General features: G+C 61.5%; 18 protein-coding genes. 10 read left to right on the top strand and 8 right to left on the bottom strand.

The genetic code is table 11. The annotated features are described in order from the left end of the window. The first annotated feature begins 40 nt into the window (after positions 1 to 40). Positions 41 to 1,537, top strand: a complete 1,497-nt coding sequence (locus AC0V2Y_RS05635) for a succinate CoA transferase (protein WP_475415493.1) — start codon at positions 41 to 43, stop codon at positions 1,535 to 1,537. 61 nt (positions 1,538 to 1,598) lie between these two features. Here AC0V2Y_RS05635 and AC0V2Y_RS05630 read toward each other — a convergent pair whose 3' ends face one another. Then, on the bottom strand, positions 1,599 to 1,970 hold the full coding sequence (locus AC0V2Y_RS05630) for a hypothetical protein (protein ID WP_077407401.1): 372 nt from the start codon (positions 1,968 to 1,970) through the stop codon (positions 1,599 to 1,601). A 96-nt stretch (positions 1,971 to 2,066) separates the two neighbouring features. After that, positions 2,067 to 2,729 carry a TetR/AcrR family transcriptional regulator gene (locus AC0V2Y_RS05625; RefSeq protein WP_475415492.1) on the bottom strand — a complete coding sequence of 221 codons (663 nt, stop codon included), beginning with the start codon at positions 2,727 to 2,729 and terminating at the stop codon, positions 2,067 to 2,069. Positions 2,730 to 3,030: 301 nt separating this feature from the next. Between AC0V2Y_RS05625 and AC0V2Y_RS05620 the strand changes: the two genes are divergently transcribed. Together AC0V2Y_RS05620 and AC0V2Y_RS05615 are read left to right on the top strand one after the other, a co-directional pair. After that, entirely contained in the window at positions 3,031 to 4,152 is a 1,122-nt protein-coding gene (locus AC0V2Y_RS05620) for a M14 family metallopeptidase (protein ID WP_475415491.1), read from the top strand. A 12-nt stretch (positions 4,153 to 4,164) separates the two neighbouring features. Further along, positions 4,165 to 4,629: a CYTH domain-containing protein gene (locus AC0V2Y_RS05615; protein WP_475415490.1), complete on the top strand. Its 465-nt coding sequence runs from the start codon at positions 4,165 to 4,167 to the stop codon at positions 4,627 to 4,629. Between the two features lie 273 nt (positions 4,630 to 4,902). On the opposite strand, the gene AC0V2Y_RS05610 is transcribed toward AC0V2Y_RS05615, so the two are convergent. The 5 genes from AC0V2Y_RS05610 to AC0V2Y_RS05590 all read right to left on the bottom strand — a co-directional run bounded on the left by AC0V2Y_RS05610 (position 4,903) and on the right by AC0V2Y_RS05590 (position 11,841). Next, positions 4,903 to 6,156, bottom strand: coding sequence for a DUF2863 family protein (locus tag AC0V2Y_RS05610; protein WP_475415489.1), 1,254 nt, complete (start codon positions 6,154 to 6,156; stop codon positions 4,903 to 4,905). A 214-nt stretch (positions 6,157 to 6,370) separates the two neighbouring features. Beyond that, complete coding sequence (gene acnA / locus AC0V2Y_RS05605) at positions 6,371 to 9,091, bottom strand: aconitate hydratase AcnA (protein WP_121670133.1); 2,721 nt, start codon at positions 9,089 to 9,091, stop codon at positions 6,371 to 6,373. A gap of 85 nt (positions 9,092 to 9,176) precedes the next feature. Then, positions 9,177 to 9,728 carry a hypothetical protein gene (locus AC0V2Y_RS05600; RefSeq protein ID WP_475415488.1) on the bottom strand — a complete coding sequence of 184 codons (552 nt, stop codon included), beginning with the start codon at positions 9,726 to 9,728 and terminating at the stop codon, positions 9,177 to 9,179. Between the two features lie 13 nt (positions 9,729 to 9,741). Beyond that, positions 9,742 to 10,740, bottom strand: coding sequence for an HpcH/HpaI aldolase/citrate lyase family protein (locus AC0V2Y_RS05595; RefSeq protein ID WP_475415487.1), 999 nt, complete (start codon positions 10,738 to 10,740; stop codon positions 9,742 to 9,744). Positions 10,741 to 10,851: 111 nt separating this feature from the next. Continuing rightward, on the bottom strand, positions 10,852 to 11,841 hold the full coding sequence (locus tag AC0V2Y_RS05590; RefSeq protein WP_070219190.1) for a malate dehydrogenase: 990 nt from the start codon (positions 11,839 to 11,841) through the stop codon (positions 10,852 to 10,854). 305 nt (positions 11,842 to 12,146) lie between these two features. Here AC0V2Y_RS05590 and AC0V2Y_RS05585 point away from each other — a divergent pair, with 305 nt between their 5' ends. The 7 genes from AC0V2Y_RS05585 to gltA all read left to right on the top strand — a co-directional run bounded on the left by AC0V2Y_RS05585 (position 12,147) and on the right by gltA (position 18,445). Beyond that, complete coding sequence (locus AC0V2Y_RS05585) at positions 12,147 to 13,022, top strand: GntR family transcriptional regulator (RefSeq protein ID WP_475415486.1); 876 nt, start codon at positions 12,147 to 12,149, stop codon at positions 13,020 to 13,022. Between the two features lie 306 nt (positions 13,023 to 13,328). After that, entirely contained in the window at positions 13,329 to 13,751 is a 423-nt protein-coding gene (gene sdhC, locus AC0V2Y_RS05580) for a succinate dehydrogenase, cytochrome b556 subunit (RefSeq protein WP_034752080.1), read from the top strand. Between the two features lie 2 nt (positions 13,752 to 13,753). Beyond that, positions 13,754 to 14,119, top strand: a complete 366-nt coding sequence (sdhD, locus tag AC0V2Y_RS05575; protein ID WP_034752078.1) for a succinate dehydrogenase, hydrophobic membrane anchor protein — start codon at positions 13,754 to 13,756, stop codon at positions 14,117 to 14,119. A gap of 2 nt (positions 14,120 to 14,121) precedes the next feature. After that, positions 14,122 to 15,903 carry a succinate dehydrogenase flavoprotein subunit gene (gene sdhA / locus AC0V2Y_RS05570; RefSeq protein WP_086146040.1) on the top strand — a complete coding sequence of 594 codons (1,782 nt, stop codon included), beginning with the start codon at positions 14,122 to 14,124 and terminating at the stop codon, positions 15,901 to 15,903. A gap of 9 nt (positions 15,904 to 15,912) precedes the next feature. Beyond that, positions 15,913 to 16,623: a succinate dehydrogenase iron-sulfur subunit gene (locus AC0V2Y_RS05565; protein ID WP_034752075.1), complete on the top strand. Its 711-nt coding sequence runs from the start codon at positions 15,913 to 15,915 to the stop codon at positions 16,621 to 16,623. 117 nt (positions 16,624 to 16,740) lie between these two features. Further along, a complete protein-coding gene (locus AC0V2Y_RS05560; protein ID WP_034752073.1) occupies positions 16,741 to 17,022 on the top strand; it encodes an FAD assembly factor SdhE in 282 nt (93 codons plus the stop codon). A 121-nt stretch (positions 17,023 to 17,143) separates the two neighbouring features. Beyond that, positions 17,144 to 18,445, top strand: a complete 1,302-nt coding sequence (gene gltA, locus AC0V2Y_RS05555; protein WP_034752071.1) for a citrate synthase — start codon at positions 17,144 to 17,146, stop codon at positions 18,443 to 18,445. A 72-nt stretch (positions 18,446 to 18,517) separates the two neighbouring features. Here gltA and AC0V2Y_RS05550 read toward each other — a convergent pair whose 3' ends face one another. Then, positions 18,518 to 18,973, bottom strand: coding sequence for an MBL fold metallo-hydrolase (locus AC0V2Y_RS05550; protein WP_475415485.1), 456 nt, complete (start codon positions 18,971 to 18,973; stop codon positions 18,518 to 18,520). Positions 18,974 to 19,038: the final 65 nt, after the last annotated feature.

The raw sequence follows: 19,038 nt of genomic DNA, 5'->3' as shown, positions 1-19,038 counted from the left end.
CATCCAGTTTGAGAATATTAAGAATATCAGGAGCATCACGATGTACGAGGACCGTATCCGCCACCCAGGCTTGCTCAGCAAAATCATGAGCGCCGATGAGGCAGCCAAATTGTTCCACAGCGGCATGCGTGTCGGCATGAGCGGCTTTACCCGTGCCGGCGACGCCAAGGCCCTGCCGCGCGCACTGGCCGAGCGCGCCCTGCAAGATCCATTGAGCCTGACCTTGATCACGGGCGCTTCGCTGGGCAATGGCAGCGACGGCCTGATGGCCGAGGCGGGCGTGCTGGCGCGCCGCATGCCGTTCCAAGTCGACCCTGTGCTGCGCGGCAAGATCAACAAGGGCGAAGTCATGTTCATCGACCAGCATCTGTCGGAAACGGCCGAGCAGCTGCGCTCGGGCAACCTGGCCGCCGTCGATATCGCCGTCATCGAAGCGACGGCCATCACGGCGGCCGGCGCCATCATCCCGACCATGTCGGTCGGCAACTCCGCCGCCTTCGCCCAGCAGGCAACGCAGGTGATCATCGAAATCAACCTGTCCACGCCGCTGGCGCTGGAAGGCTTGCACGACATTTATATTCCGCACACCTTGCCGGGCCGCGATCCGATTCCCCTCACGCGCGTGGACCAGCGCCTGGGCAGCACGGCCATCGCCATCGACCCGGCCCGCATCGCCGCCATCGTCATCACGGACAGCCCCGACAGCCCGTCGAACGCCTTGCCGCCCGACGCGGAAACGCAGGCGATCGCCGGCCATGTGATCGCCTTCCTCGAAGGCGAAGTGGCGGCCGGACGCATGGGGCCGGAATTGCTGCCCCTGCAGGCGGGCATCGGCACCATCGCCAACGCCGTGCTGCACGGCCTGATCGGTTCGCCCTTCCAGAACATGACGATGTATTCGGAAGTGCTGCAGGACAGCGCCATTGAACTGCTCGATTCGGGCCAGCTGGCGTTCGCCTCGGCTTCGTCGATCACCCTGTCGGCCGCCGTGCACCAGAAGCTGATGGACAATATCGACCATTACCGCTCGAAAATCGTGCTGCGCCCGCAAGAGATCAGCAACCATCCGGAAATCGTGCGCCGCCTGGGCATCATCGCCCTGAATACGGCGCTCGAGTTCGATATCTATGGCAACGTCAATTCCACGCACGTGTGCGGCACGCACATGATGAACGGCATCGGCGGCTCGGGCGACTTCGCACGCAACGGGCAAGTGTCGATGTTCGTGTCGAAATCGGCGGCCAAGGGCGGGCGCATTTCCAGCGTCGTGCCGATGGTCTCGCATGTGGACCATACGGAACACGACGTCGACGTGCTGGTGACGGAGTGGGGCTATGCGGACTTGCGCGGCCTGGCGCCGCGCGAACGGGCGCCGCTGATCATCGAGCGCTGCACCCATCCCGCTTACCGGGACCAATTGCGCGCGTATTACGACGCGGCATGCCAGCGCGGCGGCCACACGCCGCACATCCTGGAACAGGCGCTGTCGTGGCATACGCGCTACCAGGAAACGCAGAGCATGCTGGCAGCGCAGTAAGTTTGCGTCAGCGCAAACACAGGGCAGGGCGGTACGGCACCGCGCCTGCCTTTTTCACTATTCAATACATATGCAGCGCCTTGGCGCCCAGGCCCAGCAGGGCAAACGTGGTGGTGGCCTGGATGCCCATGAACCACAGGAAGTGGGTATGCATGTGCTTGCGGATGTCGCCCAGTTCCGTGCGCAAGGCATGGCAGTCGCCGCGCAGGTCGCCGCGAAATTGCGTCAGGTCGGCGCGCAGCAACTGCGACTCGTCGCGCAACTCCGTGCGCACCTTGTCGAGGCCCTCGCCAAGACGCTGTTCCAGGGTCTTGAACCATTGCCGGTCATGTTCCCGGTCCGTTTCCAGTTTTGTCAGGCGCGCTTCCATGCGTACAGCATTGTTCGCGCTTTGCTGTTTGTCAAGCCGGTCCGTGGCATAGGCATCGTTCATCTCGCACCCCTTCGCGCGGGCCGCGCTGCACCAGCGCAGGCGGCGTCACCCCACTGTCCGCCTTTTTGAGCGGCCCGGTTTGCGCTGGATCAAACGTCAGGAAGCTGGTGCGAAGCGCAGGCGGATGCCTGCCGTGACGACGGCCAGCAAGTCGTCGATATGTGCGTTCATTTCCGGGTGCGGCGTCCATGGGTCGCCCGCATCCATGACGATGCGCAGCGACACGAGGCCATGCAGCGATTGCCAGAAGATTTGCGTCATCGTGTGCAGCGCCGGCTCGTCCTGGCGTACCTGGCCCGCCTGCGCCAGTTCGCCGAACAGGTGCAGCGCGTAGGCATACGGGTCTTGCTCGATATTGCCGTGTTCCACTTCGACGGCGTCGACTTCCGCGTGCGGACGCAGCTCCATGAAGATCAGCGAATACTCGTCGGGATGCTGGAAGCCGTACTCGATGTAGGCGCGGCCGACCAGGCTGATGCGTTCCCATGGGTCCATGCTGGTGTCGCAGGCGGTACGCATGGCGCGCACCAGTTCCAGCAAGTCCTTGTCCATGGCCTGGGCGATCAGGGTGGCCTTGTCGCGGAACAGGGCGTACACGACGGTGGTGGAAAAGCCGGCCGCCTCGGCCACCTTGCGGATGGAGACGGCGCGCGCGCCGCCCTTCTTGATGAGGTCTTTGACGACGTCGATGATGTGCTCGCGCCGCGCCTGCGCTTCGCGTAACTTTCTTTCCTGAATATTGGTCAGCTTCTTGTCCACGACTCTTTCCTGGCGACTCTATGAAAGCTGGAATTATAGGGGGGCGATGGGCTGCCAATGTGTCTGGCATTGTTACAATTCAGTTTTTTGTCCGGCGGATGCGACAGTGGACCGATTTTTCGCGCTTTTGCCCGGCACTTTTCCATCGATGCCCCGGATTGGTGCATAAATCGCCGGGGCAGGCTTTGCGAATGGGGCCAAAGGGCGGAAAATAGCGGGATAGCTTACACTGCGTTTTTTAGCGCGACGGCGGTGGCCCACGAGGCAGCGCCGGAACACTTACATTTGGACGGGATCATTGATGACCATTAAAATCAGCCAGAACTTCGACTCGGGCGCCATCGACGTGGTGAGTGCCACCAGCGCCAGCGCCATCGACCTGAACTTGCGCAAGGATAGCCACGCCGACATCCACCAGTGGTTCCACTTCCGCCTGCAGGGCGCGCGCGGCCAGGCATGCACGATGCGTTTCCTGAACGCGGGCCAGGCCACGTATCCGGCCGGCTATGAAGACTACCAGGCCGTGGCCAGCTACGACAGCGAAAACTGGTTCCGCGTGCCGACGGCGTTCGACGGCCAGGTCATGACGATCTCGCACACGCCGGAACTCGACAGCGTGTACTACGCCTATTTCGAGCCGTACTCGTGGGAACGCCATCTGCGTCTGCTGGGCGAAGTGGCCGAGCATCCGCTGGCGCGCGTCTCCGACCTGGGCAGCACGGTCGACGGCCGCGACATGAACATGGTCACCATTGGCAATCCGCAGGCGGAAAAGAAAATCTGGGTCATCGCGCGCCAGCATCCGGGCGAATCGATGGCCGAATGGTTCGTCGAAGGCTTGATCGACTCGCTGCTGGACGATGCCAACCCGATCGCGCGCAAGCTCTTGCAGCGCGCCGTGTTCCACATCGTGCCGAACATGAACCCGGACGGCTCCATCCGCGGCAACCTGCGCACGAATGCGGCCGGCGCCAACCTGAACCGTGAATGGATGACGCCATCGCTGGCGTCCAGCCCGGAAGTGCTGTGCGTGAAAAACAAGATCCACGAAACGGGCGTCGATATGTTCTTCGATATCCACGGTGATGAAGCGCTGCCGTACAACTTTGTGGCCGGCAACGAAATGCTGGAAAACTTCACGCCGGCGCAAGCGGCGCACCAGAAAGCCTTCATCGAGCGCTACAAGCAGGCCAGCCCCGACTTCCAGGACAAGTTCGGCTATGCGGCCAGCAAGTACAAGTCGGACATGCTGACCCTGGCGTCGAAATACATCGGCCACCACTTCGGCTGCCTGGCCTTGACGCTGGAAATGCCGTTCAAGGAAAACGCCGACTTGCCCGATCCGGCCGTGGGCTGGAATGGCGCGCGCAGCGCGGCCCTGGGCGCGGCCATGCTGCAGCCTATCCTGCTGTCGCTGGATTGAACGGCGTTGATCATGGGCGTCGAGATCGAGCGTAAATTCCTGCTGCAAGGCGATGCCTGGCGCGGCCTGGGCCAGGCGGTGCTGCTGCGCCAGGGCTATTTGTCGTCCGCGCGCGAGCGCGTGGTGCGCGTGCGCATCGAAGGCGAGCAGGCGATGCTGACCATCAAGGGGGCCAACGTGGGCGCGACGCGCGGCGAGTGGGAGTATCCGATTCCGCTGGCCGACGCCGTCGAGCTGCTCGACGGCCTGTGCGAACAGCCGCTGATCGAAAAATACCGCCACCGCATCGAGCACGCGGGCATGGTGTGGGAAGTCGACGAATTTCTCGGCGCCAATGCGGGCTTGCTCGTGGCCGAGATCGAGCTGGCGTCGGAAGACCAGCCCTTCGAGAAGCCGGAATGGATAGGCGCGGAAGTGTCGGGCGATGCGCGTTATTACAACGCGAATCTGATCCGCCACCCGTTCTCGCAGTGGTGATAGTGTTTTAAATGACGTTGAAATGAAAAAGGCGGAACCGAAGTTCCGCCTTTTTTATGCGCCAACGCTGTTGTCGGATTACGCCGTTCCGGCTAATCCGACCTACGGCCTGCCTTTCAACCATTGCATCGACACCTATTGCATCGACACCTCTTCAAACCGTAGCGAGCAAGCCCGATATCGGGTTGAGTAACGCAGCTGTACTAAAGGTACAGCGAGTAACGCCGACCCGAGAGCGGGCTGCGCAGTAGGTTTGAAGAGTGTGTCATCAGATCAATGGAAATGCTCGGTACCCTGCGGCGTATCTTCCGGCATTTCCGCATGCGCCAGTTCGCCGACCGGGTCGGCAAACAGGGGCGCGCCGCAGTCGTCGCAGTACTCTCCGACGAAGCGTTCCGCGTGGCGCTTGATCTGCGTCACGCCGGCGGCGTTCAGGTGCTCGATAATTTCATCGACGGGCGTCTTTTGCTTGTCCAGCGCGGCGATGCCCACCTGGATCAGGCCTTCGATCGGCGTGCCATCCTCGTCTTCCTGGCCGTACAGGGGCCAGACGATGCCGTAGATGACGTCCGGCGCCTGGCGCAGGGTGAAGGCGATGCGGTACTCGTCCACCTGGCCGTCGGCCGCTTCCTCGCCGAAGCCGGCGATGACGGCGCGCAGTTCCGACGGCTCGATGGCCAGCGTATGCGTCAGGTAGTGCACGGCCGCGCGCACGGAGACGGGGCGTATCAGCTTGTCCGCTTCGCGGCACGCCACATAATATGCTTCCGGCAGCAGCAGTTCCAGGCCGCAGCCGGGCAGCAGGCGGGCGATGGTCGGCGTCGCCTGCGTGCGCCATTGTTCCAGGGCGGCGCTGCGCTCGGCGATGAAGTCGAGCTGGCTCGAAGGCGTCTGCCAGCGGAACAGCGGCGCGCCGGCAGGCGCCACCACGGCCACCAGCAGGTAGCGCGTGTCGGCCAGGAAAGGCGCCGTTTCCGCCTCTTTGCTGGACGGCTTGACGGCCGTGCCCTTCAGGGCGGCCAGGGCCAGCTTCTGCGTCTTGGCATAGGTTTCGACGTGGCTGCGCGGCAACTGGTCGATCGAGTACAGGGTGGGCGCCATGGCCATCTTCGTGCCGTCGGCCAGCAGGTGGGCGGCGAAATGCGCCGACAGCACGCCGTGCGCATCGCCGGCCATGGGGCCGGAGGCGATGGAAAAGCGCGTCCACGCGAGGATGGGCACGGCCACCAGCAGGGCGTCGTAGCGCACGTCTTCATGCGTGACGACGGTCGATTCGCTGACGGCTTCAACGCAGTCCATCAGCACGTCGTAGGCGTTCAAGTCTTCCTTGAACAGGCTGCCCAGGGTGTTGTCGATGGTGTCCTGGTGGCCGGTTTTGAGTAATTTCTGGAGCTGCGTATCCAGGCTGTGTTCCCAGGACCGCTCTTCGAGACGGCTGGCTGCCTGTACGATCGCCTGGGCAAAGGTGACCAGGCGCTGGCTGTCGGCAGTCAGTTTATGGGATGAATCTTTGGAAGGACGACGCATAGCGGGATAAGAGTCTCGGAAAGTGAAAAAAATGGATCAGTCAAACAATGATAAACCCTTATAACCGTATTGTAGAGGATTCAGCCGCACGCAATACGTAAGCTGTCCTCAGATCATGCCAATAGTCGAAATTTCAAGGAAAAACGGGCGCTGCGGACGAAAAAAAAGCGCCGGTCGGAACCGGCGCTTTTATCTTACCTCACGGCTGGGCTGATTACTCGGCCAGCAGTTGACGCAGCACGAATGGCAGGATACCGCCGTGCTTGTAGTAATCGACTTCGATCGGCGTATCGATGCGCAGCAGGACCTTGACTTCCTGGCTGCTGCCGTCGGCGCGGTGGATCACCAGGGTGGCCAGTTGTTGTGGCTTGATTTCGCCTTCGAGGCCTTTCAGGTCGAAGGTTTCATTGCCGGTGATGCCCAGCGTCTGCACGCTGTCGTCGCCGATGAATTGCAGCGGCAGCACGCCCATGCCCACCAGGTTCGAACGGTGGATGCGCTCGAACGAACGGGTGATCACGGCTTTCACGCCCAGCAGTTGGGTGCCCTTGGCTGCCCAGTCGCGCGACGAGCCCGTGCCGTACTCTTCGCCGCCGAAGACCATGGTTGGCGTGCCTTCAGCAACATATTTCATCGCTGCGTCGTAGATCGACATCTGTTCGCCGGAAGGCTGGTGGATCGTGATGCCGCCTTCGACCGCCGAACCGTCTGCCTTGGCAGGGATCATGCGGTTCTTGATGCGCACGTTGGCGAACGTGCCGCGCATCATGATTTCATGGTTGCCGCGGCGCGAGCCGTAGGAGTTGAAGTCCGCTTTCAGGACGCCGTTTTCCTTCAGCCACTTGCCTGCAGGACCGTTTTCCTGGATCGAGCCGGCTGGCGAGATGTGGTCGGTGGTGATGGAATCGCCGAACACGCCCAGTGCGCGCGCGCCTTCGATGCCGGTGGCCACTGCCGCTGGCGTCATCGAGAAGTTGTCGAAGAACGGTGGTTCCGCGATGTAGGTCGATTTCGGCCAGTTGTAGACTTGACCGGACACGGTGGTGACTTTTTCCCACAGCTTGCCTGGCGCGCCCTTGACGTCCGCGTAGTTGTCCTTGAACACCTTGGCGTTCATGGCGAACTTCATCATGGCCGAGACTTCAGCCGAGGTCGGCCAGATGTCGCCCAGGTAGACGTCCTTGCCGCCCTTGCCCTTGCCGACAGGTTCCGTCATCAGGTCGCGCGTCATGTTGCCGGCGATGGCGTAGGCGACGACCAGCGGTGGCGAAGCGAGGAAGTTCGAGCGGATGTTCGGGTGAATGCGCGCTTCGAAGTTGCGGTTGCCCGACAGCACGGCCGACGCGACGATGTCGTGCGTGGCAATCGCTGCGTTCAGCTCGGGCGTCAGGTCGCCCGCATTGCCGATACAGGTGGTGCAGCCGTAGGCGGTCACGCCGAAGCCCAGTTTTTCCAGGTATGGCAGCAGGCCGGCGGCAGTCAGGTATTCGGTGACGACGCGCGAGCCGGGAGCCAGCGAGGTCTTGATGTGCGGCGCGACCTTCAGGCCCGCTTCCACGGCTTTCTTGGCCAGCAGGCCGGCAGCCAGCATCACGCTCGGGTTCGAGGTGTTGGTGCACGAGGTGATCGCGGCGATCAGCACGTCGCCGTTCGACACTTTCACGCCGTTCGTCGTTTCGTACACGGCAGCCAGGTCGGCCGGGTTTTTGTTGAAGCCGTTTTCGGTCGTTGGCTTGGCGAACAGCTCGGCGAAGTTGGCCTTGACGTTGCCGATTTCGATACGGTCTTGCGGGCGTTTCGGGCCGGCCAGCGATGGCGCAACCGATGCCAGGTCCAGTTCCACCACGCGGGTGTAGTCGATGTCGCCGGCTTTCGGCACGCCGAACAGGTTCTGCGCCTTGAAGTAGCCTTCGAACGCGGCGATTTCAGCCTTGCTGCGGCCGGTGCCCTTGAAGTAGTCGATGGTCGCTTCGTCGACCGGGAAGAAGCCCATGGTCGCGCCGTATTCCGGTGCCATGTTGGCGATCGTCGCGCGGTCCGTCAGGGTCAGCGATTCGGTGCCTTCGCCGAAGAATTCGACGAACTTGCCGACGACTTTTTCTTTGCGCAGCAATTCGGTGATGGTCAGGACGAGGTCGGTGGCGGTGCAGCCTTCGCGCAGCGCGCCGGACAGGTTCACGCCGATGACGTCCGGCGTCAGGAAGTAGACCGGCTGGCCCAGCATGCCGGCTTCCGCCTCGATGCCGCCCACGCCCCAGCCGACCACGCCGATGCCGTTGATCATGGTGGTGTGCGAGTCGGTGCCGACCAGGGTGTCAGGGTAGTACACGTCGCCGGCTTTCTTGCCTGCGTGGTGCACGCCGCGTGCCAGGTATTCCAGGTTGACCTGGTGGACGATGCCGAAGCCTGGCGGCACGACGCCGAAGGTGTCGAATGCCTGCATGCCCCATTTCATGAACTGGTAACGCTCGTTGTTGCGCGAGAATTCCAGTTTCATGTTCAGGTCCAGCGCCTTCTTTTCGCGGTAGTGGTCGATGGTGACCGAGTGGTCGACCACCAGGTCGACCGGCACCAGCGGTTCGATCTTCTTGGCGTTGATGCCCATCTTGGCGGCCACGTTGCGCATGGCGGCCAGGTCGGCCAGCAATGGTACGCCGGTGAAGTCTTGCAGCACGACGCGCGCCACTACGAACGGGATCTCGTCGGTGCGCTCGGCGGTCGGGCCCCAGCTCGCCAATTGCTTGACGTGTTCTTCGGTGACTTTTTTGCCGTCGCAGTTGCGCAGTACCGATTCGAGCACGATACGAATCGACACCGGCAGGCGGGAGACATTGATGCCCAGGCTTTTTTCCAGCGCAGGCAGGGAGTACAGCTTGCCCTTCTTGCTATCCGAAATATTAAAGTCCTTGAGCGTGTTCAGAGTGTTGCGGGACATGACCTCTCCTTGTTGGGTATCGTCTTATTGATTATTCAAATTACAAAACATGACTGAGCCCCCGAAGAGGCCCTTGCTACGCACATCAGCCGCCGGTCGCCGGCAGCACGCCCAGCGATGGCGCGGCTTCCACCACGGCCGCCGGCTTGGCTTGCTCCGCATCCTTGCATTCATTGGCCAGCTGGCGGCCCTGCTTGGAATCGAGCAGCATGCCCTTGGCCGGGATGCCGATCCAGACGAGACCATACAAGCGGTTCTCGAAGCGGTTGGCGCCGGTGGTGGTGCCAACGCGGCTCAGGCGGTGCAGGCGCTTCTTCCAGCGCAGGGCGATGTGTTTGTCGTCAGTAGCATTGGTGTAGATGGTAATTTTATTACCAAGTTCACAATTGAAATCGGTGGAGGCCGAGCCGGCGGTGTCCGGCTCATCGGACTCTTCCTTGTCGGCGACCGACATGGCCAGTGGATGTGCTTCCTTGGCGGCGGGTTTGGCCTTGCTGGTCTTGGCCTTGGCCTTTGGCTTGGCCTTGACTGCCTTGGGATTTGCCTCTGCCGTGGCAGCGAAGCTGGCTGGCGCCAGCGTGAGGGTCATGGCGCCCAGCGCGACGCTGCAGGCAATGGCTAATTTGGAGAGGGACATCGTGTAATTCCTGTCAGTTTTCAGTGGTGCTGGAAGAGGGGGCGTTAAGCAATGCAGCGGCAGCCTCGGGCAGGCCGAGGCCTGCCAGTTTGGCGCGTTGCAAAACGGTCCAATAATATCGGTAGCTGGCGCGGTCGTGCAAGCGGCCATTTTGCGCAATCGGTCCCCAGTTGGCGCGCAGCGCTTCATTCAGGATGTTGCTGGCCTCGTTGACTTCGGACAGGCGCGGCGTGAAGGCCTTGATGATGGGCTTGATCTGGTCCGGGTGGATGCTCCACATGCGCGTGTAGCCGAACTCGGCCGTAGCGCGCTGGGCGTCGTTCGCCACCACGGCTGAATCGCGCACATCGGTCGTCACGTTATGCGACGGCACCTTGCCGTGCGCATGGCAGGCGGCCGCCACTTCGAGCTTGGCGCGCACCACCAGCGGGTGCGTGAACTGGCCCGGCGTGCGCATGGCGGCGGCGGGAATGGCGCCGTAGTGGGCCGAGACGAAATCCATGATGCCGAAGGACAGGCATTCGACCTGGGGCAGGGCGGCGATCGCATAGGCGTCGCGCAGCGCGCCGTGCGTCTCGATCAGGATGTGCACGGGCAGGTTGTCGCGGCCGGCGCGGCGCGCGTGCAGGTTGATCAGGTCGATCGCCAGCATGGCATCCTGCACGCCGGCCACCTTGGGCACGGCGATGTAGGCCAGGCGCGATGCGGCCGTGCAGATGATTTCCACGTCGCGCGCGAAAAACGGGCTGTCGACGTCGTGCACGCGCACGCCGATGCGGTTGAACTGGTTCTCGTCGCTGGCCAGCAGGCCGGCGATCATCAGGGCGTGGGATTCTTCATTGCCGGCGCTGGCGCCGTCTTCGCAGTCGAACGTGATGTCGAACAGGGGGCCAAGCTCTTGTTGCAAAGCAATCGATTTACGCATCAGCTTTTCGGAGCCGGCGTAGTGGTCGCAAGCGGCGAGCAACAGCGGCTGGCGTTTGCCTTGGAATAAAACCTCGGAAGGGTGCATGCTTAAGGCATTTCTGCAGGTAAAAACTACTTGAGAAAACAGCCGCGCCGCGAATCTCGCGGAGCGGCCTTCTTTGGCGGGCGGCGCATTGCCGCGCCGCCAAAACTGGACTTAGGCCAGCAGGTGTTTCACGCCTTCGCGCTCTTCGGTCAGTTCCTTCAGGGTCAGGTTGATGCGCTCTTGCGAGAATGCATCGATTTCCAGACCTTGAACGATGGTGTACTCGCCGTTGTCGGTGGTGACCGGGAAGCCGAACACGGTGCCTTCAGGAATGCCGTACGAACCATCGGAAGGCACGCCCATGGTGGTCCACTTGCCGTTCGTGCCCAGCATCCAGTCATGGATGTGGTCGATGGCGGCGTTCGCTGCCGACGCTGCCGACGACAGGCCGCGCGCTTCGATGATGGCCGCGCCGCGCTTGCCGACGGTCGGCAGGAACACGTTGGCGTTCCATTCCTGGTCGTTGATCAGGTCTTTCACAGCCTTGCCGTTCACGGTGGCGAAGCGGTAGTCGGCGTACATGGTTGGCGAGTGGTTGCCCCAGACGGTCAGCTTCTCGATATCCTTGACGGCGGTGCCGGTCTTGGCAGCGACTTGCGACAGCGCGCGGTTGTGGTCCAGGCGCAGCATGGCGGTGAAGTTTTTCGCCGGCAGCGATGGCGCCGATTTCATGGCGATGTAGGCGTTGGTGTTGGCAGGGTTGCCGACCACCAGCACTTTGACGTTGCGCGAAGCGACGGCGTCGAGCGCCTTGCCTTGCACCGTGAAGATCTGGGCGTTCGCTTCCAGCAGGTCCTTGCGTTCCATGCCTGGGCCGCGTGGACGCGCGCCAACCAGGACGGCCACGTCGACATCCTTGAATGCGGTCAGCGGGTCGGAGTGGGCGGTCATTTCCGTCAGCAGCGGGAAGGCGCAGTCGTCGATTTCCATCATCACGCCCTTGAGCGCCTTCTGGGCTTTTTCGTCCGGGATTTCAAGCAGTTGCAAGATGACAGGCTGGTCTTTGCCGAGCATGTCGCCATTGGCGATGCGGAACAACAGGGCGTAGCCGATCTGGCCGGCGGCGCCGGTCACTGCAACACGCATTGGGGTTTTAGCCATGATGAATCTCCAAAAATGGGAAAGAAAACGGGCTTGAAGCTGGGCTTACGCTTATCCGGAAAAACTATAATGATACCAAAACCGGCCCGCGCCACCGAATTGCTGGTGTACGCCGCCGTCACGCTTGTGTTGCACGAGGCCAGAGTGGCTGGCCGACAACATAAAACGCTGGCTCACAAGTTTTATCGAAGGCAGTGTAGGCCTCCGATCCCTATCTGTCAATCATATCTTATGTCTTATATAAGACAGATAACTGCGTGTGTTTTACTGGACGCGGGCGGTGATTTGTGTTGAAATGTCGGACTATGAATTCCGCCTCGTCCAATCTGACCAACAATGCCACTGCTGCAAGCGGGGCGGTCAGTCCGACCGCGGGCACCCCGGCCACGCCCGTTGCCGCCGCGGTCAGCACCGCCGCCCCCGTCGCCAGCGTGAATACCACTGCCGCGCCTGCCGCGAATGCTTCGCCCACCTTCAGTCCCCTGTATCAGCAGATCAAGGCGCTCATCACGCAAAGCCTGCAATCGGGCGAATGGAAGCCGGGCGAGCTGATTCCCAGCGAAGTCGAGCTGGCGGGGCGCTTCAAGGTCAGCCAGGGCACGGTGCGCAAGGCCATCGATGAGCTGGCTGCCGAGAACCTCGTCATGCGCCGCCAGGGCAAGGGCACCTTCGTGTCCACCCATCATGAGGCGCGCGCGCATTTCCGCTTCCTGCGCCTGGTGCCGGACGAAGGCGTGCCGCATTACCCCGAAAGCAAATTCATCGAAGTCAAGCGCGTGCGCGCGCCGGCCGACGTGGCGCGCCTGATGGATCTGAAGTCCGGCGACGCCGTCATCTTCATCAAGCGCGTGCAGTATTTCGACGGCGTGCCGACCATCGTCGAGGAGCTGTGGCTGCCCGGCCTGATCTTCAAGGGCCTGACGGCCGAGCGCCTGGTGGAATACAAGGGCCCCATGTACGGCCTGTTCGAGACGGAGTTCGGCACGCGCATGATACGCGCGTCCGAGCAGATCCGCGCCGTGTGCGCCGACGCGGGCGCCGCGCAACTGTTGAATATCGACCTCGGCACGCCCTTGCTCAGTTCCGAGCGCGTGTCGTTTACCTACGGCGACAAGCCCGTCGAACTGCGCCGGGGCTTATACCTGACCAGTCGCCATCATTATCAGAATGAACTCAGCTGAAGCGGCGGGGTGCCCGTGGGTGCCCGGACAAGCGGCAAGGCTGAAGTGCATCGCTTGCAAGATGCCTGCCGCAAGGCGGGCAACGGAGACAACGGAAAGCGCAGCGACAGCATGGCCCGCCCCGGCGGGCCGTGTTTTGCCGGCGATTCTGTAATTAAATTACGTGAACTACGGAAAGTAGCGCGGTATTTTGTAGTAAAAAACCATTTTGGTTATATGTGACAATAGATATTGGTATGGGTTGCGAAAATCGGCGAAAATCGCGGCTTCAATATTTAGTTGAAATTCAAAGGGGAGGTTTTTGTTATGTCTGAAGCCGTAAGAGAAGTACCAAAAAAAGAACGGCCGCAATTCCGTAACATTCATGTTACCGAGTTGTCGAACTACCGCATGGCTGTCGGCGCCATCGTCTCGATCCTGCATCGTATCAGCGGTTTCATCATTTTCGCCTTGCTGCCATGCATCTTGTACATGCTGGAACTGAGCCTGCGTTCCGAAATGTCCTACGCCTACTTCCAGGGCATCGCCTCGCACTGGTTCGTCAAGCTGATCACCCTGGGTCTGGTCTGGGCCTTCCTGCACCACTTCTGCGCCGGTATCCGCCACCTGTTCATGGATGTGCACGTTGCCATCGAAAAAGATTCGGCACGCAAGACCGCGTCGTCCGTGCTGGTCGTGAGCCTGGTGTTGACGGCCTTGGTCGCTTTGAAACTGTTTGGAGTATTTTAAACATGGCAGACAATAATATCGGACCGAAACGCCTCGTCGTCGGTGCCCATTACGGCTTGCGCGACTGGCTGGCGCAACGCGTCACCGCCATCGTCATGGTGGCTTATGTGGCCATCCTGCTTATTTCTTTCCTGACCGGCAGCAACTTCAGCTATGAAGGCTGGGCCGGTCTGTTCGCACAGCAGTGGTTTAAATTGTTCAGCCTGGTGACCTTCGTCGCCCTGTTCTACCACGCATGGGTCGGCGTACGCGACATCTGGATGGACTACGTGAAAAGCGCTGGCCTCCGTCTGACCCTGCAAATTGCCACCATGCTGTGGTTGATCGCTTGTGCCGGCTGGACGGTACAGATACTCTGGAGTGTGTAATCGTGGCAGCATATAAATCTGCAATCCCTACCCGCCGCTTTGACGCGGTCATCGTTGGCGCCGGCGGTTCCGGCATGCGCGCGTCGTTGCAGCTGGCTGAAGCCGGCCTGAACGTCGCAGTTCTGTCGAAAGTCTTCCCGACCCGCTCGCACACCGTGGCAGCGCAGGGCGGTATCGGCGCGTCGCTCGGCAACATGGCCGAAGACAACTGGTTCTGGCACATGTTCGACACCGTCAAGGGCGGCGACTATCTGGGCGACCAGGATGCCATCGAATTCATGTGCCGCGAAGCACCGAAAGTCGTGTACGAGCTGGAACACTTCGGCATGCCGTTCGACCGCAACCCTGACGGCACCATCTATCAGCGTCCGTTCGGCGGCCACACGGCCCACTTCGGCGAAAAGCCGGTGCAGCGCGCCTGCGCGGCAGCCGACCGTACCGGTCACGCCCTGTTGCACACCCTGTACCAGCGCAACGTGCGTGCGCGTACGCACTTCTTCGTCGAATGGATGGCACTCGACCTGATCCGTGACGCCGAAGGCGACGTGATCGGTGTCGTTGCGCTGGAAATGGAAACCGGCGAATGCATGATCCTGGAAGCAAAGACGACGGTCATGGCAACGGGCGGCGCAGGCCGCATCTTCGCCGCGTCGACCAACGCCTTCATCAACACGGGCGACGGCATGGGCATGGCGGCACGCGCCGGCCTGCCGCTGCAGGACATGGAATTCTGGCAGTTCCACCCGACCGGCGTGGCCGGCGCGGGCGTATTGATCACCGAAGGCGTGCGCGGCGAAGGCGGCATCCTGATCAATAGCGAAGGCGAACGCTTCATGGAGCGCTATGCGCCGACCCTGAAGGATCTGGCGCCGCGCGACTTCGTCTCGCGTTCGATGGACCAGGAAATCAAGGAAGGCCGCGGCTGCGGTCCGAACAAGGACCACGTGATGCTGGACCTGCGCCATATCGGCGCCGACACCATCGCCAAGCGCCTGCCGTCGATCCTGGAAATCGGCCACAAGTTCGCCAACGTCGACGCCACCAAGGAGCCGATTCCTGTCGTGCCGACGATTCACTACCAGATGGGCGGCATCCCGACGAACATCCACGGCCAGGTCGTCACCCCGACCGGTCCGGACAATTCGGCCAAGGTCGTCAACGGCCTGTACGCGATCGGCGAATGCGCCTGCGTTTCCGTGCACGGCGCCAACCGCCTGGGCACGAACTCGCTGCTCGACCTGGTGGTCTTCGGCCGCGCGGCCGGCAACCACATCGTCAACAGCGGCCTGAAAGCCAAGGAAAACAAGCCTTTGCCAGCCGATGCTGCCGATTTCGCCATGGGCCGTCTGCAGCGCCTGGAAAACTCGACCGGCACGGAAACCGTGCAGGGCGTGGCGAACGACATCCGCGCAACGATGCAGAAGTACTGCGGCGTGTTCCGTACCGACGAGATGCTGAGCAAGGGCGTCGAAGAAATCATGAAGCTCGACGAGCGCCGCAAGCACGTCTCCTTCAAGGATAAATCGATGGTCTTCAACACGGCCCGCGTGGAAGCGCTGGAGCTGGACAACCTGATCGAGACGGCGAAAGCGACCATCGTTTCGGCAGCGGCCCGCAAGGAATCGCGCGGCGCGCACGCCCAGGACGACCACCCGCAACGCGACGACGAGAACTGGATGAAGCACACTCTGTGGTATTCGGAAGGCAACCGACTGGAATACAAGCCGGTCGTGACCAAGCCGCTGACGGTTGATACCTTCAAACCGAAACCACGTACTTTCTAAGGCTATACCATGGCACGCACTCTCAAATTCAAAATCTACCGCTACGATCCTGACCAGGATGCCAAGCCGTACATGCAAGACCTGACGGTCGAACTGAAAGACACCGACAAGATGCTGCTCGACGCACTGCAGCGCATCAAGGCGGACGTCGATGATTCGCTGGCCCTGCGCCGCTCGTGCCGCGAAGGCGTGTGCGGTTCGGACGCGATGAACATCAACGGCAAGAACGGCCTGGCATGCACCACCAACCTGAACGAACTGTCGGAGCCTATCGTGCTGCGTCCGTTGCCAGGCTTGCCGGTGATCCGCGACCTGATCGTCGACATGACGCAATTCTTCAAGCAATACGATTCGATCAAGCCGTTCCTGATCAACGATTCGATCCCGCCTGAAAAAGAGCGCCTGCAGTCGCCGGAACAGCGCGAAGAACTCGATGGCCTGTACGAGTGCATCCTGTGTGCATGCTGCTCCACGTCGTGCCCGTCGTTCTGGTGGAATCCGGACAAGTTCGTCGGCCCGGCCGGCCTGCTGCAAGCCTACCGCTTCATCGCCGATTCGCGCGACGAAGCCACCGGTGCGCGTCTGGACAACCTGGAAGACCCGTACCGCCTGTTCCGCTGCCATTCGATCATGAACTGCGTCGACGTCTGCCCGAAAGGCTTGAACCCGAACAAGGCGATCGGCAAGATCAAGGAATTGATGGTCCGCCGCGCGATCTGATCCTCCTGATCGCGTCCGCCGGGCGCCGTTTGCCGGAAGAGGGTATCCTCTCTTGCCTGCAGGCGGCGCCTGCAAAGCAGCACCGTGCCGCAAGGCACACGTAAAGTGGTAAACCAAATGACAGAATCAATTTTGTCCTCGCATCAGGCCGACCCGGCCAACCGCGCCCGCCTGCGCTGGCGTTCACGCCGTGGCCTGCTGGAAAACGACATTATCCTGACCCGTTTTCTCGATGCGTATGAAACCGAATTGACCGATGAAGAAGTTGACGCGCTGACGCGTTTGCTGGATTTGTCGGACAATGCGTTAATGGATCTGGTACTGGCCCGTAAAGAGCCGGAAGGCGAAGTCGATCTGCCGCACGTGCGCGCACTGCTGCAACGACTGCGCATTGCCTAGACGCCTGGGCGATATATTGCAAACGGTGCGAGTGGCGCGCTGTAGCACTGCCGAATGCGGTGCGAATTGCAGCCAGAATTTTTGATTTTAATTTCGACTCACTCCCGAGAAGGAAGAGCCCATGAATATCTCTGACACAAAAGCTACCCTGTCGTTCTCCGATGGCAGCCCATCGCTTGAATTTCCAATCTACAAAGGCACGGTTGGCCCGGACGTCATCGACATCCGCAAACTGTACGCTGGTAGCGGCAAGTTCACCTACGACCCAGGCTTTATGTCGACGGCCGCCTGCAACTCGTCGATCACCTACATCGACGGCGACAAGGGCGAACTGCTGTACCGTGGTTACCCGATCGAACAGTTGGCCGTCAACGCCGACTTCATGGAATCGTGCTACCTGCTGCTGAACGGCGAATTGCCGAACGCGGCGCAGAAAGCCAAGTTCGTCGACACCGTCACCAAGCACACGATGGTGCACGAACAGATGCAATTCTTCTTCCGTGGCTTCCGCCGCGACGCGCATCCGATGTCGGTCCTGGTGGGCACCGTCGGCGCGCTGGCATCGTTCTACCATGACTCGCTGGACATCAACGACCCGCGTCACCGCGAAGTGTCGGCCATCCGCCTGATCGCCAAGATGCCGACCCTGGTCGCCATGACCTACAAGTACTCGGTCGGCCAACCGTTCGTGTACCCACGCAACGACCTGTCGTACAGCGCCAACTTCATGCACATGATGTTCGCCAACCCGTGCGAAGAGTACAAGGTCAACGACGTGCTGGTGCGCGCCCTGGACCGCATCCTGATCCTGCACGCGGACCACGAGCAAAACGCATCGACGTCGACCGTCCGTCTGGCCGGTTCGTCGGGCGCCAACCCGTTCGCCTGTATCGCTGCCGGTATCGCCTGCCTGTGGGGCCCTGCCCACGGCGGCGCCAACGAAGCGGCACTGAACATGCTGAAAGAAATCGGCACCGTCGAGAACATCCCTGCCTTCATCGCGCAAGTCAAGGACAAGAACTCGGGCGTCAAGCTGATGGGCTTTGGCCACCGCGTGTACAAGAACTTCGATCCACGCGCCAAGCTGATGCGTGAAACCTGCTACGAAGTGCTGCAAGAACTGGGTCTGCAAGACGATCCGCTGTTCAAGCTGGCGATGGAGCTGGAAAAGATTGCACTGAACGACGAATACTTCGTGTCGCGCAAACTGTACCCGAACGTCGACTTCTACTCGGGCATCGTGCAATCGGCGCTGGGCATTCCTGTGTCGCTGTTCACCGGTATCTTCGCTATGGCCCGTACGATCGGCTGGATCGCCCAGTGGAACGAAATGATCGCCGACCCAGAGCAAAAGATCGGCCGTCCGCGCCAGCTGTTCGTCGGTTCGACCACGCGTGAAGTGCTGCCACTGGACAAGCGTTAATCCAGAGCGGTATCGAGCAAACAAAAAAACGGGCTTCGGCCCGTTTTTTTATGCGCGCGGAAGAGGCATGACTCAGTCGAGCGCCGCCAGCAGCGACCGAAGGCAAACGCTGCCGCCTTCGAGTTGCAGGCTGGCGCCTTCGTGAATGTGCGGCATGACGATGCAGCGCGGCGCATTGTGCTTGAGGATGCCGCCCCAGTGGGCGACCCTGGCGCCGGCCTGGCGGCGGATCGCCTCGACCGTCGCGCCGCTGGCCAGGATGAGGGCCTGCGGAAAGGCTTGCCGCAGCACGCCCAGGCCGAAGTACGCTTGCGGTTCGGCCGCGCTGACATAGATGGTGGTCAGGCGCTTGCCGCTGGCGGCGATGGTGTGCGCTAACTGCGCCGCATCGTCGCGCAGGAACTGGGCATTGACGAGGATGGCGTCGGCCACGCCGCTCAGCAGCAGCGAAGTGGACGGCGCGCGGCCCAGCACATCCAGCTGGAAGGTTTCCAGCGTGCGTGCGGGGCGGGCGGCGCGTGCAAACATATTATTCTTTCTGCATTAGATGCTCATGTCGCATATTATCCTTTCGACCAGGCGCGACAAATAGG

This window comes from Janthinobacterium sp. BHSEK, from assembly GCF_056174685.1.
The sequence above is the reverse complement of the archived record's forward strand: the minus strand, read 5'-3'. Positions and strand labels throughout refer to the sequence as shown.